The 14,648-nt window shown below is 70.6% G+C and carries 12 protein-coding genes; 9 read left to right on the forward strand and 3 right to left on the reverse strand.

Going from position 1 to position 14,648, the window contains the following annotated elements; genetic code table 11:
* Positions 1-127 precede the first annotated feature (127 nt).
* Complete coding sequence (locus ACIO3P_RS16150) at positions 128-367, reverse strand: hypothetical protein (protein WP_329828573.1); 240 nt, start codon at positions 365-367, stop codon at positions 128-130.
* A complete protein-coding gene (locus tag ACIO3P_RS16155; protein WP_401854703.1) occupies positions 364-1,191 on the reverse strand; it encodes a hypothetical protein in 828 nt (275 codons plus the stop codon). The genes ACIO3P_RS16150 and ACIO3P_RS16155 overlap by 4 nt, the downstream gene beginning before the upstream one ends.
* Before the next feature lie 436 nt (positions 1,192-1,627).
* On the opposite strand from ACIO3P_RS16155, the gene ACIO3P_RS16160 reads away from it, so the two are divergent.
* The 9 genes from ACIO3P_RS16160 to ACIO3P_RS16200 all read left to right on the forward strand — a co-directional run bounded on the left by ACIO3P_RS16160 (position 1,628) and on the right by ACIO3P_RS16200 (position 12,600).
* Positions 1,628-2,086, forward strand: a complete 459-nt coding sequence (locus ACIO3P_RS16160; protein WP_329828575.1) for a helix-turn-helix domain-containing protein — start codon at positions 1,628-1,630, stop codon at positions 2,084-2,086.
* 347 nt (positions 2,087-2,433) lie between these two features.
* Positions 2,434-3,159: a hypothetical protein gene (locus tag ACIO3P_RS16165; protein WP_401854702.1), complete on the forward strand. Its 726-nt coding sequence runs from the start codon at positions 2,434-2,436 to the stop codon at positions 3,157-3,159.
* 322 nt (positions 3,160-3,481) lie between these two features.
* Positions 3,482-3,853 (forward strand): 30S ribosomal protein S12, encoded by a 372-nt coding sequence (rpsL, locus tag ACIO3P_RS16170; protein WP_003948652.1) that lies wholly within the window; start codon positions 3,482-3,484, stop codon positions 3,851-3,853.
* A 2-nt stretch (positions 3,854-3,855) separates the two neighbouring features.
* Positions 3,856-4,326, forward strand: coding sequence for a 30S ribosomal protein S7 (rpsG, locus tag ACIO3P_RS16175; RefSeq protein ID WP_030351427.1), 471 nt, complete (start codon positions 3,856-3,858; stop codon positions 4,324-4,326).
* Between the two features lie 38 nt (positions 4,327-4,364).
* On the forward strand, positions 4,365-6,491 hold the full coding sequence (gene fusA, locus ACIO3P_RS16180; RefSeq protein ID WP_329828577.1) for an elongation factor G: 2,127 nt from the start codon (positions 4,365-4,367) through the stop codon (positions 6,489-6,491).
* Between the two features lie 154 nt (positions 6,492-6,645).
* Positions 6,646-7,839 (forward strand): elongation factor Tu, encoded by a 1,194-nt coding sequence (tuf, locus tag ACIO3P_RS16185; protein ID WP_129770864.1) that lies wholly within the window; start codon positions 6,646-6,648, stop codon positions 7,837-7,839.
* 253 nt (positions 7,840-8,092) lie between these two features.
* Positions 8,093-10,042 carry a hypothetical protein gene (locus ACIO3P_RS16190; protein ID WP_401854700.1) on the forward strand — a complete coding sequence of 650 codons (1,950 nt, stop codon included), beginning with the start codon at positions 8,093-8,095 and terminating at the stop codon, positions 10,040-10,042.
* A 78-nt stretch (positions 10,043-10,120) separates the two neighbouring features.
* Positions 10,121-10,525, forward strand: coding sequence for a hypothetical protein (locus tag ACIO3P_RS16195; RefSeq protein WP_329828581.1), 405 nt, complete (start codon positions 10,121-10,123; stop codon positions 10,523-10,525).
* Complete coding sequence (locus ACIO3P_RS16200; protein ID WP_401854697.1) at positions 10,522-12,600, forward strand: tetratricopeptide repeat protein; 2,079 nt, start codon at positions 10,522-10,524, stop codon at positions 12,598-12,600. Before ACIO3P_RS16195 ends, ACIO3P_RS16200 begins: the two co-directional genes overlap by 4 nt.
* A gap of 31 nt (positions 12,601-12,631) precedes the next feature.
* Here ACIO3P_RS16200 and ACIO3P_RS16205 read toward each other — a convergent pair whose 3' ends face one another.
* Positions 12,632-14,599, reverse strand: coding sequence for a S9 family peptidase (locus tag ACIO3P_RS16205; RefSeq protein ID WP_401854694.1), 1,968 nt, complete (start codon positions 14,597-14,599; stop codon positions 12,632-12,634).
* Positions 14,600-14,648 lie beyond the last annotated feature (49 nt).

Raw genomic sequence — 14,648 nt, forward strand, 5'->3', positions numbered from 1 at the left:
CGCGACGAAAGAGCCGGCCGCCCTCCCTCCCTCGCACGGTGGCGAGGTGAGGCGATGAGGGCGGCCGGCTCGGGGGAGGGGCGGGGCGGGGGCGGGTGCGGGGTTTGTGGCGTATGGGGATCCGGGGTCAGCCGGTCGGTGAGGGGCTTCGTCCGTGCGCCGCGCGTTCCGCGGCGAACACGTCCTCCAGCCGGTAGAGCAGGGCGCGGCCCCGGCTCCCGGCCGGGGTGAGATGGCCGAGCTGGACCCACTTGCGGATGGTCGCCGGGGCCACCTCGACCTCGCCGGCCGCCAGCGCGCCCGTGATCAGGGGGGTCGTGGGGGCGGTGGAGGTGGCGGGGGTGGTGGAGGCGTTGGAAGTGGTCACCGCGCGGTCCCGTCCGCCGGGTTCTCCGACACCGCCTCGGCCATCTCCCGCGCGTCGCCGCCCGTCGAGGCCGCGAGCCGCGCCCAGGCGTCCCGCTCCCAGAGGTGCCGGTAGGCCGGATCCGTACGGCAGTCGCACTCCCCGGCGTCGCACCGGCAGGCCGGGTTGACGCACAGCACCGCTCCCCGGGACGGGAAGGCGCGCAGGGACACCGAGTCGCACCAGGGGCAGCGGCCCCCGACCCGCGCCATCGGTTCCGTATCGCCGAGCGCGCGTCCGCAGCGCCGGGCCATGCGGCGGGTCTCGTCCCGTACGTGTGCCGCGAGTACCCGATGGGCGGCGATACGGTCCAGCAGCCGGGCCAGCCGCTCCAGCCGCTCGGGCACCGTCGCGCGGCGCGGGCGGCCGAGGGCCAGCTTGTCGTGGACGGCCTCCTCCAACTCGACGACCCCGTCGGTGATGTCGCGGATCGCGTCCGAGATGTGCAGCCGCAGCGGGGCGGTGGAGTGGCCGGGGACGGCGAGACCGTGGCGCTGCTCGACGAGCAGGGCGTCTCTTCGCTCGGCGCGGACGCGTGCGGAGTCCGCGGCGAGCCGGTCCGGGGTGCGGTGCGGGCGGTCACCGGCCGTGGTGGTGCCGGGGCCGGGGACCAGTTCGGTCAGCAGCTCCGGGAACTGACGGTTCAGTAAATCCAGCCAGAGGGCGGCGGCGTCCGCCGCGGCCCTTCCCGGGGGCGTGTCGGCGTGGGTCTCGGTCCCGGTGTGGTGGCCGGGACCGGGGCGGGGGATGTCGTGGTGGCTGGTGGTGCGGCTGGTGACGGACATGGGCGCTCTCCCAGGGCAGGACGGGACCGGGCGGCAGGCCCGGGCGGAACGGAGCCGGGTGGACACGGCCGCCCGGATGGATCCGGGCGGCCGGGTACGGATCCGGTACAGGCGGATCCGAGTCCCGCGGCAGGGCGGTGACCTCCTGGTCACTCCGTGTCGCGATACCGACCCTGACACGTTGCGCGCTCGCGCGCAATCATCTTTAAGTGTGAGTTCCTCCCGCCGATCCCGGAGGGGGTCGGGAGTGGTTCGGGGGTGGGCCGGGAATGGGCCCGGAGTCGGTCGGGAGTGGGTCGGGAGGTGGCTGGGGGGTGGCTGGGATGGGAGGGGAGGGGTCTTTTCCGAATCCGCACACTTGGTGTCTTACTCGCGCATAATTCCGTGCGCGCAAGCGCGATACGCTGGTTCGGCTTCGGAGGGAGGCGCCCCACCCATGACCACCAGTGACCTTGATCAGTTCGCCGCCTGGGTCGAAGAGCTGATCCGCCGGCGCGGCTTCGACATCGACAGTCCGCGAGGCGGAGGCAAGTCCCGGCTGGCCGACGAGGCCGGAGTGCACCGGGCGGCCGTCACCAGACTTCTGCACCGCCAGAGCATGCCGGACCTGGAGACGACCCGGCGGCTCGCCCGCGTGCTCGGTGTTCCCGTACGGGACATGCTGATCCGTTCCGGTCGGCTGACCGAGAGCGATCTGCCCCTGCCGGATCCGCAGCAGCTCGCGGACGGGGCGGGATCCGGCCCGTACGAGGTGCGCCGGCTCACCATCGAGGAGGCCGCGATCGGGCTCGGCGTACCGGAGGAGCAGCGCGAGATGTTCATCAGGATCGCCGGGCAGTTCCTGCCGCCCCCGGCTGCCCGTGGCACGGACCGCACTCCGCTCGCCTCGGAGTGACCGCGGGCCGTGCCGGGCGGGCGCCGCGCCGGGGCCCGGAGCGTCCCGATCCGCTCTCCCTCCCGGCCGCGGTCGGGTAGTAGGGTGATTTGGGCTGCGCTGCACGGACGCGGAGGTCGATCCCCCAGGGTGCGCGGATGGTCGCGGCCGATGTGGCCGACGCGACCGACGCGACCGACGGAGGCCGCTGACGCGCGACGCGAAAGAGGGACGGCGTGGCCGAGGGGGAGGAAAGAACCCGGCAGCGGCGTGCCGGCAGGCGGGTGCGCGGCAACGCCGACCGCGTGAAGCCGCCGAGCCCGTCAATTCCGCCGAATCTGCCGACGCCTTCCATGCCGACGCCTTCCATGCCGCCGACACCCTCCATGCCGCCGGTGCCGTCCGACGCTTCCCGGCCACCGCAGGCGTCCCCGTCACCGCAGGAGTCCCCACCGCATGAGCCGCTGCCGCCGCCGGATTCCCCGGAGCCGGCGGACCCGTCGCTCGATCTCCCGGGCCTGCTGGCCCGGCTCCACGACCGTCTGGAGCGCCATCGGCCGGAAGATCTCCTGCTGGTGACGCGGGACGAACTGGGGGAGCGGGAGATCAAGGCGTACGCGGACGGCTGGCGCGACGCCGTGGCCGCGTACGAGGCGGAGCGGGAGCGGGCCGGTACGCGGCCGAGCCCGCCGCGGCTGCGCTTGGTCCACCGGGGAAACGCGGAGCCGCCCCCGCCCAAGACCCCGCCCAAGACCCCGGCCAAGCCCTCGCCCAAGTCCTCGTCCAAGCCCCCGCCCCGGGGCGACGTCCCGCCGGAGCCGTCCGCCGGGGCCGGTGCGTCCGCCGTCGAGCCGTCGTCCGCCCCCGAGCCGTCGCCCGGCGCCGATGTCTCCCGCTCCGCCACCGCCGGTCTCGTACCCAAGAACCCCAGCTCGCGGGTGCCCACCATCCCCCGGCTCGGTTCTCCCCGTAGCCTGGGGAAGCGGGTACGGCGCGGTCCGGCCGGTGAGCAGCCGCGCTCCCGTGAGCAGCCCCGGGAGCAGCCCCGGGAGCGTGATCCCGAGGGGCCGTCCCCGGCCCGTCCGGACGGCTGAAACGGGCCGGGTCGTGAGGGCCGTCCTCCGCGCGTGCCGTACGTACCCCGTACGTATCCCGGGTGCATCCCGGGCGCATCCCGTGCGTGGGCATTTGTTTTGACCGGAGTCGATGAGGTAGGTACGCTCAGACCTTGTGCCTGGGGTGTGCCTGGGCTCCTGTGCGTGTCCTCAGCCGCACGAGGAGTTCGAGTACGGGCCACCGCAATCTGCGCCTTCCTCGCTTTCGGCGAGGGCTTTGCAGTATTCGACACACCCGACCGCGTGGGTCGGTGGTGTTCCAGGTTAGTTCCACTAACGGCACACAGAAACCGGAGAAGTAGTGCCTACGATCCAGCAGCTGGTCCGGAAGGGCCGGCAGGACAAGGTCGAGAAGAACAAGACGCCCGCTCTTGAGGGATCCCCTCAGCGTCGCGGCGTCTGCACGCGTGTCTTCACGACCACCCCGAAGAAGCCGAACTCGGCCCTCCGGAAGGTCGCGCGTGTGCGTCTGACCTCCGGCATCGAGGTCACGGCCTACATTCCGGGTGAGGGACACAACCTGCAGGAGCACTCGATCGTGCTCGTGCGCGGTGGCCGTGTGAAGGACCTGCCGGGTGTTCGTTACAAGATCATCCGCGGTTCCCTGGACACCCAGGGTGTCAAGAACCGCAAGCAGGCCCGCAGCCGCTACGGCGCCAAGAAGGAGAAGTAAGAATGCCTCGTAAGGGCCCCGCCCCGAAGCGCCCGGTCATCATCGACCCGGTCTACGGTTCTCCTCTTGTCACGTCACTGATCAACAAGCTTCTGCTCAACGGCAAGCGTTCCACCGCCGAGCGGATCGTGTACGGCGCCATGGAGGGCCTCCGCGAGAAGACCGGCAACGACCCGGTCATCACGCTGAAGCGCGCGCTTGAGAACGTCAAGCCCACGCTTGAGGTCAAGTCCCGCCGTGTCGGTGGCGCCACCTACCAGGTGCCGATCGAGGTCAAGCCCGGTCGCGCCGCCACCCTCGCCCTGCGCTGGGTCGTGGGTTACTCCCGCGCCCGTCGCGAGAAGACGATGACCGAACGCCTCATGAACGAGCTGCTCGACGCCTCCAACGGTCTCGGCGCCTCGGTCAAGAAGCGTGAGGACACGCACAAGATGGCCGAGTCCAACAAGGCCTTCGCGCACTACCGCTGGTAGTCGCTCCCCCCATCGAGACCGAGAGAAGATTGAGCCTTATGGCCACCACTTCGCTTGACCTGGCCAAGGTCCGCAACATCGGGATCATGGCCCACATCGACGCGGGCAAGACGACGACCACCGAGCGCATCCTGTTCTACACCGGTGTGAGCTACAAGATCGGTGAGGTCCACGACGGCGCTGCCACGATGGACTGGATGGAGCAGGAGCAGGAGCGCGGCATCACCATCACGTCCGCCGCGACGACCTGTCACTGGCCGCTCGACGACGTCGACCACACCATCAACATCATCGACACCCCGGGTCACGTGGACTTCACGGTCGAGGTGGAGCGTTCGCTCCGCGTCCTCGACGGTGCCGTCACCGTGTTCGACGGTGTCGCCGGTGTGGAGCCGCAGTCCGAGACCGTATGGCGCCAGGCCGACCGTTACGGCGTGCCCCGCATCTGCTTCGTCAACAAGCTCGACCGGACCGGCGCGGAGTTCCACCGCTGCGTCGACATGATCGAGGACCGCCTCGGCGCGGTTCCGATCGTGATGCAGCTTCCGATCGGTGCCGAGATGGACTTCAAGGGCGTCGTCGACCTCGTGACGATGAAAGCCTTTGTCTGGTCCGCCGAGGCCGCCAAGGGCGAGATGTACGACATCGTCGACATCCCCGCGACGCACACCGAGGCGGCCGAGGAGTGGCGCGGCAAGCTGCTTGAGGTCGTCTCGGAGAACGACGACGAGCTGATGGAGCTGTACCTGGAGGGCGTCGAGCCCACCGTGGAGCAGCTCTACGCGGCGATCCGTCGTATCACCATCGCCTCCGGCAAGTCCGACGGCACCACCATCACCCCGGTCTTCTGCGGCACCGCGTTCAAGAACAAGGGCGTTCAGCCCCTGCTCGACGCGGTCGTGCGCTACCTCCCGACCCCCCTGGACGTCGAGGCCATCGAGGGCCACGACGTGAAGGACCCGGAGAAGGTCGTCGCGCGCAAGCCCTCCGTGGACGAGCCGCTGTCGGCGCTGGCGTTCAAGATCATGAGCGACCCGCACCTCGGCAAGCTCACCTTCGTCCGGGTGTACTCCGGCAAGCTGGAGTCCGGCACCGCGGTGCTGAACTCGGTGAAGGGCCGCAAGGAGCGCATCGGCAAGATCTACCGTATGCACGCGAACAAGCGTGAGGAGATCGAGTCGGTGGGCGCCGGCGACATCGTCGCCGTCATGGGCCTGAAGCAGACCACCACCGGTGAGACGCTGTGCGACGACAAGAACCCGGTGATCCTGGAGTCCATGGACTTCCCGGCGCCGGTGATCGAGGTCGCGATCGAGCCCAAGTCCAAGGGTGACCAGGAGAAGCTGGGTGTGGCCATCCAGCGGCTCGCGGAGGAGGACCCCTCCTTCCAGGTGCACAGCAACGAGGAGACCGGCCAGACCGTCATCGGCGGTATGGGCGAGCTCCACCTTGAGGTGCTGGTCGACCGCATGCGGCGCGAGTTCCGCGTCGAGGCGAACGTCGGTAAGCCGCAGGTCGCCTACCGTGAGACGATCCGCAAGACCGTCGAGCGCGTGGACTACACGCACAAGAAGCAGACCGGTGGCACCGGGCAGTTCGCCAAGGTGCAGATCATGGTCGAACCCATTACGGACGGCGACGTCCCGTACGAGTTCGTGAACAAGGTCACCGGTGGGCGTATCCCGAAGGAGTACATCCCTTCGGTGGACGCGGGTGCGCAGGAGGCCATGCAGTTCGGCATCCTGGCCGGTTACGAGATGACCGGCGTGCGCCTCACGCTGCTCGACGGTGGCTACCACGAGGTCGACTCCTCCGAGCTGGCCTTCAAGATCGCCGGTTCGCAGGCGTTCAAGGAAGCCGCCCGCAAGGCGTCTCCCGTACTCCTTGAGCCGATGATGTCCGTCGAGGTCACCACGCCCGAGGACTACATGGGCGATGTGATCGGCGACATCAACTCCCGCCGTGGGCAGATCCAGTCCATGGAGGACCGGGCGAACGCCAAGGTCATCAAGGGTCTGGTGCCGCTTTCGGAGATGTTCGGCTACGTCGGAGACCTCCGCAGCAAGACCTCGGGTCGCGCAAGCTACTCGATGCAGTTCGACTCCTACGCCGAGGTTCCCCGGAACGTCGCCGAGGAGATCATCGCGAAGGCCAAGGGCGAGTAACTCGACCGAGTCCACGCTTTAGGCTTGTCACCGGCAAGCCCTGGGGTTCCCCGCCGCAATCACATGCGGCGGGGAGGTCCGGGCCCCGGTATCCCAGCAAAGATCACCTGGCGCCGATGAGTAAGGCGTACAGAACCACTCCAGGAGGACCCCAGTGGCGAAGGCGAAGTTCGAGCGGACTAAGCCGCACGTCAACATCGGCACCATCGGTCACATCGACCACGGTAAGACGACCCTCACGGCCGCCATTACCAAGGTGCTGCATGACGCGTACCCGGACCTGAACGAGGCCTCGGCCTTCGACCAGATCGACAAGGCTCCTGAGGAGCGCCAGCGCGGTATCACGATCTCGATCGCGCACGTCGAGTACCAGACGGAGTCGCGTCACTACGCGCACGTCGACTGCCCTGGTCACGCGGACTACATCAAGAACATGATCACGGGTGCGGCGCAGATGGACGGCGCCATCCTCGTGGTCGCGGCCACCGACGGCCCGATGCCGCAGACCAAGGAGCACGTGCTCCTGGCCCGCCAGGTCGGCGTGCCGTACATCGTTGTCGCGCTGAACAAGGCCGACATGGTGGACGACGAGGAGATCCTTGAGCTCGTCGAGCTCGAGGTCCGTGAGCTGCTCTCCGAGTACGAGTTCCCGGGCGACGACCTTCCGGTCGTCAAGGTCTCGGCGCTCAAGGCCCTTGAGGGCGACGCCGAGTGGGGCAAGACCGTCCTCGACCTGATGAAGGCCGTCGACGAGTCGATCCCGCAGCCCGAGCGCGACGTCGACAAGCCGTTCCTGATGCCGATCGAGGACGTCTTCACGATCACCGGTCGTGGCACCGTCGTCACCGGTCGTATCGAGCGTGGTGTCCTCAAGGTCAACGAGACCGTCGACATCGTCGGTATCAAGACCGAGAAGACCACCACCACGGTCACCGGCATCGAGATGTTCCGCAAGCTGCTCGACGAGGGCCAGGCGGGCGAGAACGTCGGTCTGCTCCTCCGTGGCATCAAGCGCGAGGACGTCGAGCGCGGCCAGGTCATCATCAAGCCGGGTTCGGTCACGCCGCACACCAGCTTCGAGGCCCAGGCCTACATCCTGTCGAAGGACGAGGGTGGCCGTCACACCCCCTTCTTCAACAACTACCGCCCGCAGTTCTACTTCCGTACCACGGACGTGACCGGCGTCGTGACCCTCCCCGAGGGCACCGAGATGGTCATGCCGGGCGACAACACCGTCATGACGGTCGAGCTGATCCAGCCCGTCGCCATGGAGGAGGGCCTCAAGTTCGCCATCCGTGAGGGTGGCCGGACCGTCGGCGCCGGCCAGGTCACCAAGATCAACAAGTAATTGCTGATCTGACCTGGTAGCTCCTCGGAGCAACCTGTGAAGGGCCCGTACGACTTCGGTCGTACGGGCCCTTTTCGCTGCGCGCGGTGTGTGGCCTCGGTGGTGTGAGGGCAGGGGGGTGTTCCGTAGCCGTACGGCGCGGGCGGCGCGCCTGACGTACGCCTGGCGCACAACCGTCGCACAACCGGCCCGGCGCACCCCGTACTTGGGGCGCCGGGCCGGGACTGTCAGTGGCGTGCGCGAGGATCGTGCCATGACCGAGATCACCGACCGCACCGAACCCCGCACCGAACCCCGCGCCGAACTCCACACCGACGACCGCACCGCGCCCGGCGCCGCCCCCTGGATCGCCGGGGAGTGGGACAGGTTCGCCGTCACGGCGGGGCTTCAGGGCCTCATCGGCGGTACGGGCATGTGGCACGGGGACTCCTTCGTGGGCATCGAGCGCGCCGGCCGGTTCCTCGCCGGGACCTGGGCGCCGCCCGCCGGTGAGGTCGGGCCGCGGCCGGTCGGGGACAGTTCCTGGGTGCGGTTCGTCGGGCGCATCGGCGCGATCGCCCTGCGCGCGGCGGCCCCGTCGACCCGCCCGCCCCGGCGCGCGGCCCTGCTGAACCTCCTGGAGGTCTGGGCGGAGAGCCCCTTCGCCGCTTCCGCCTCCGCCCCCGGCTCCCCTCAGGCTCCCGGCCCCTCGGTCCGTTTCCGTACGGGACTGCTGGGCCAGGAAGGCCCCTTGGGCCTGCGCGGCGAGCACGGAGCGGTGGTGGCCGGGTACTGGCCCCACGCGTTGGGCGGCGGGCGCCGGTTCCTGGAGATCCGGACCGGCGACGCGGCCACGCCGTCGCTCGCCGAGGAGCTCGGCGAGGTGCTGGAGGCGGCCGACACCCCGCGTGGCTGGGGCACGCCCGAGCAGCTCCGCCGGCTGGTGGCGCTCGTCCGTGAGCGCGGGCCGATGGCCTGGGACGCCGAGGCGGTCGTGGAGCTGAGCGAGGCGACGGGCATGGGCCGGGGCGCGGCGGCGCTCGTACTGGCGGGGAATCCGGGGGCGAGCGGCTACTACACGCCGTTCCTCGACAACGACGAGCGCCGGGTGCTGGGCCTCAAGACCGGGCAGGCCGACGACGCCCGCCACGAGCTGATACGGCTCAGGGACGCGGACCGGCTCGCCCTGCTCGCCGACGTACTCCCCGACGACCCCGCCGACCTGTGGGAGCCGGGCGGTCCGCGCCGGCTGGCCGCGCGCACGGCGCACGCCTGGCGCGAGCAGCAGGGTGTACGCGCCGTGGCGCCCGTACGGACGTGGGAGGCGGCGGTGGATCTGGCCACGCCGCCGTTCGGCAACCGGGACCTGTGGCTGTCCGCGACCGACCTCTGCGGACTCTTCCTGGCACCGGAGACGGCCCCGCTGCCCGCCGGAGCCGATCTCCTCAACCGGCCGCCGCGCCCCGAGCACGCGGACACCGTCCTCACGGCCTGGGATCTGCACTCGGAGTGGGACGCGAGCAGACTGCTCGACTCCGTCTTCTTCGCCCTGCCCTGGGTCTACGCGGATCTGCCCGCCGGAGACCCGGTCCGGGCCGGTGCGCCCGAGGTCGTACGGATCCTGCGCCTGCTCATGGCGGGCCACGACCACCGCTCCGAGCTGCTGTCCACGGTGCTCGGGCGGGACGGCACGCTGTACTGGCGGGGCGACTGGGTACGGGGCGAGGTGTGCGACCGGGTGATGGAGCGGATCGCGGGCGACGCCCTGGCGCCGGGCCGGTACGAGTCCGATCCGCGGGCCTGCGCACCGGAGTTGGTACGGCGGGTGGCGGACCGGCTCGGGGTGGACGAGGACCCGGCGGCCCTCTACCTCCAGTTGCTGACGCTCACCGAGCCGACCGACCGCAACGTGCGCCGCTGGAACGCCTGGTCGCCGGCCCGGCACCGCGCTGCCGTATCCGCGCTGCTGGAACAGGAATTGGTGGTGGCGGACAAGCGGCCCCGAGCCGGGCGCGGGGTCTTCCTGCCGGGGGAGTGGATCCACGCGGCGCGGCCCCAGCCGCCGATGGAGCGGTGGAAGACGGATCTGCACGAGGTCCGGCTGTCCCACGACGGGGAGAAGGTGCTGGACGTCGCGCTGCCCACGGGCACGCTGCCCGAGCTGTTCGCGGCGGCGTGGCAGCGCGTGGAGGCGGGGCAGGGCCCGGCCGACGCTCAGGGGTGACATGGGGGGCGGGTCGTTCCGTGCCATGATTCCGCGTAATTCCGCGTATCCGAGGATGCTGGGCAAGGGGGACACATCATGGACGCTCTGGTCGTCGCCGGTGAGGTGACGCCGTACATCACGGCAGCGGTCGGTGCTTACGGCACCGCGGTGTTGACCAGATCCACCGATACGGCCGCCGATGCCACGGTCTCCCTGGGGCGCCGGATCGTGCAGCGTCTGTGGAACCGGGACGAGAGCCGCGAGGCCATCGAGGGCGCCGTCGCCGACCTGGCCCGGACACCGGACGACGAGGACTTCCAGGCTCTGCTGCGCGCGCACGTCAAGCGGGCCCTCCTCGACGATCCGGAGCTGGCGGCGGAGATCGCCCGTATGCTTCCGGCCGCCGGTACGTCCTTCACCGCCTCCGGTGCGGGCGCCGTGGCCGTACAGAACAACTCCGGGATCATCAGCACGGGCAGCGACACCACCATCCAGCGATGACCGGTCCGTCCGATCCCATCGGCGCCTCCGGCTCCGCCTCCGGAGACCGTGCGGCAGCGGCGGGCACCAACTACGGCATCATCAGTACGGGCGACGGCGCCGCGATCGACAACCGCACCGTCCACCTGCCCGCAGCGGCCCTCAGAGCGCCCGCCGACGTCGTGGCACCCGGCGCGCTGACCAATCTGCCGGCCCCGCCCAGCCCTGTCTTCGTCGACCGGCAGTCGGACATGGCCGAACTCCACGCGGCCGTGAACGACGCGCTCCCGACGACGCCGTCCGTGGTGTACGGCCTGGGCGGCGTCGGCAAGAGCACGCTCGCCCTCCACTTCGCCCACCGCCACCGGGACCGCTACAACCCTGTCTGGTGGATTCCCGCGGAGACCCCCAGCAGCATCACCGGCGCGCTGGCCGGGCTCGCGGCCGGCCTCGACCCGTACGGGAACCTCGCCTCCGCGAGCAGCGCCGAGAACGCCACCTGGGCGATCAACTGGCTCCAGGCGCACGAGGGTTGGCTGCTGGTCTTCGACAACGCCGAATCACCCCACGACCTGGAACCGGTCATCGGCCCGCTCAGCTCCGGCCGCCACCTCATCACCAGCCGTCGCTCCACGGGATGGCGCCGGCTCGCCAGGCCGCTGGTGCTGAGTACGCTGCCCGCCGACGCCGCGGTGGACATGCTGGTGCGCCTCACCGGCGACTCCGCCGACCCCAACGCCGTCGACTCCGTCGACTCCGACGGAGCCCTCCTTGAGGAGATCGCCACCGAACTGGGCCATCTGCCGTTGGCCCTGGAGCAGGCCGCCGCCTACATCGAATACACGGCGATCACCCCGGCCATCTACCTGGAGCGCCTGCGCCGCTACCCCGCCCGGATGTTCGCGGCGTCAGCGTCCACGCGCGGGTCCGGGGGAGCGGCGGGCGAGGACCGTAACCACCGTACGGTCGCCCGCATCTGGCAGCTCTCCCTCCAGGCCATCACCGCGGAGAGCCCCCTCGCGGGGGAGATCCTGCGCGCCTTCGCCTGGTTCTCCTCCGAACCCGTACCGCGTGACCTGGCGTACCTCCTGCACGCCGATCCGTTCGTGGTGGACGATGCCCTCGCCCTGTTGCACACGTACAGCATGATCACGCTGACCCGGGGGACCTTCTCCCTGCACCGTCTGGTGCGGGCCGTGGCCCGTACCCCCGACCCCGCCGATCCGAACCGCGCGGCCGAGCTGATCACCGCGGCCCGGGAACGGTCCGAGGGCGTGATGCGGCAGTCGCTCCCCGGCGATCCCGTCTTCGACGTCACCGGCTGGGGACGCTGGCGGGAGCTGCTGCCGCACATCCACGCCCTGCTCGCCCTGGTGAAGCCCGAGCAGGACACCCGGGCCACGGCCGACATCTGCTTTCTGGCATCCGGTTTCCTGCAGGGTGAGGGCCACATCGGCCAGGCGATCTCCTGCTCCCGGCGCGCGGTCGACGCGTACGCGCGGATCTGCGGCCCGGACGACCCGGCCACCATGGCGGCCCGCAGCGTCCGGGCGAGTGCCCACCGCGCGGCCGGCGACCTGGAGGGCGCCCTCCCCCTCCACCTGCGCAATGTCGCCGACTGTGAGCGTGTTCTCGGCCCGGATCACCTGGACACCCTGGTGGCCCGGGGCAATCTCGCGTACCTGTACACCCTGCGGGGAGAGACGCGCCGCGCCCTGGAACTCAACCGGCGCAACCTCGGGGACTACGAACGCACCGTCGGGCGGGACCACCCCCAGACCCTCAACGCGCGGGCGAACCTGGCCAGTTCCTGCAGGGCGGCCGGCGAGCTGCCCCAGGCCGTCGCCCTGCACGAGCAGTCATTGGCGGAGTACGAACGGCACTTCGGCCCCGACCACCCCGAGACCCTCACCGCCCGCAGCAACCTCGCCTGCACCCTGGAGCAGGCGAACGATCTCGGCCGTGCCGTCGCCCTGCACGAACGCGTGCTCACCGACCGGGAGCGCGTCCTCGGCCCCGACCACCCGCATGTCGAACTCGCCCGCCACCTGCTCACCGGAGCCCGGCGGACGCGTTCCGGGCCGGGTGCCGACTGACCTGCCCTGGCCGGGTACCGGCTGACCTGCCCTACTCGGCCGGTTCGTGGTTCCCGTACCGTCCGCCCAGGTGCCGGTGGAGGAAGCGGTCGGCCGCTCGGTACATGTCGATCCGGTTCTCCGGGTTCAGGAACCCGTGCCCCTCGTCGTCCTTGACCATGTACTCGACCTCGACCCCGCGCTCCCGCAGCGCGGCGACGATGTTGTCGGACTCGGCCTTCACGACGCGCGGGTCGTTGGCGCCCTGCACCACCATCAGCGGTGTACGGATGTGCTCCACCCGGCCGATCGGCGAGCGGGCCAGCATGTCGGCCTCCTGCTCGGGATCGGCGGGGTTGCCCACGTAACGGAACCAGTTGGCGACCAGCACGGGCTGGAGGAACGGGGGCAGCGAGCGCATGACATTCGCCAGGTTCGACACGCCGACGTAGTCGACGGCGGCGGCGAAGCGGTCCGGGGTGAACGAGACGCCGACGAGCGCGGCGTAACCGCCGTAGGAACCGCCGAAGATGCCGATCCGGGCCGGGTCGGCGTACCCCTGGGCGACCGCCCAGTCGACGGCGTCGAGCAGGTCGTCGTGCATCGCACCGGCGAACTCCCCGATCGCGGCCCGCATGTGGGACGCGCCGTAGCCGACGGAGCCGCGGAAGTTGACCTGGAGCACGGCGTAGCCGCGGTTGGCCAGCATCTGCACCTCGGGGTCGAAGCCCCAACTGTCCCGGTGCCAGGGGCCCCCGTGGACCAGCAGCACCATCGGCAGCGCGGACGGCTCGATCCCCACCGGCAGCGTCAGGTACGACGGCAGGGCCAGCCCGTCCCGCGCGGTGATCGTCACCGGCCTCATGGAGGCCATCGTGGCCGGGGCGAGGCGCGGATAGGGGCGGAACAGGAGCCGGCTCTCACCGGTGGTGTGATCGTAGTAGTAGGTGACCTCGGGGTCGCGGTCGTGGACGAAGTTCACGACCCACCGCTGCCCGCTGTCGTCGGACGACAGCTCTCCGAGGTCTCCGTCGGAGAGCGCCTCCAGGCTCCGCAGCACGGCGGCGAAGTCCGGATCCAGCGGTCGGATCTCCTGCCGTTCCCCGAGGTAGCGCACGCCGAGCAGCGCGCCGGTGCGCCGGTGGCGGATCAGCGGCGACGACAGACCGGCGACGGCGCGCCGGGACCCGTCGAGGTCCAGCGTCGGGTGGCTGTCGACCTCGGTCTCCGCGCCGGTGGTCAGGTCGACCCGGACCACGCGAGTGAGGTCGCTGCCTCGGGTGGATCCGATCCAGACACCGGTTCGGTCCGGGGCCATCTCGAACGGGTTGATCCCCACGGGGTAGTCGGCGCCGTCGAAGGTGGTGATCAGCTCCAGCTCGCCCGCCGCCGCGTTCCAGCGCGACAGCGCGAAGTCGCCCTTCTCGTCGAGGGTACGGGCGAACAGCTCGCCGTCGGCGCCCCACAGCCAGCCGTACACATGGCCCGGGTTCTCGGCCAGAACGGTGAGTTCACCGGTCGCGATGTCGATCTCCGCCAGGTCGAACTCCTCCGCCTTCCTGGCGTTGAGCTGCACGATCGCCTTGCCGGGGCGTTCGGCGGGCAGATCCACCTCCAGGACCTTCGCCCCGGGAAAGGGCGTGAGGTCGACCACGGGGGCGTCCGGATCGGCGAGGTCGACCCGGTGGACATGCCAGTTCTCGTCGCCGCCGGTGTCCTGGGTGTAGAGCAGCCAGCGCGGATCGTCGGTCCAGAAGTAGCCGATCACGCTGCGGGTCTCGTCGGCGGTCACGCACCGCGCGCCGGCATCGGCGGCGGTGTCCCCGTCAGCGTCCCCGTCAGCGTCGCCGACGCCGGCGCCCACGCCGCCCACCCCGCCCACGCCGCTCATCCACACGTTCAGCCGGTTCTTCCACGGCGCGAGCCAGGCGATCCGGGTGCCGTCCGGCGAGATGGAGGCCCGGGTGCGCTCGGGTGAGCCGAAAAGCTCCTCGACCGTGATCAGTTCCGGCAGTGCCATGGTGCGTCCTTCCTCGACGAGCGCTCCGCAGCGCCTGGCCTCAGTAGAA

Source organism: Streptomyces sp. NPDC087310, assembly GCF_044744405.1.
Lineage (GTDB): Bacteria > Actinomycetota > Actinomycetes > Streptomycetales > Streptomycetaceae > Streptomyces.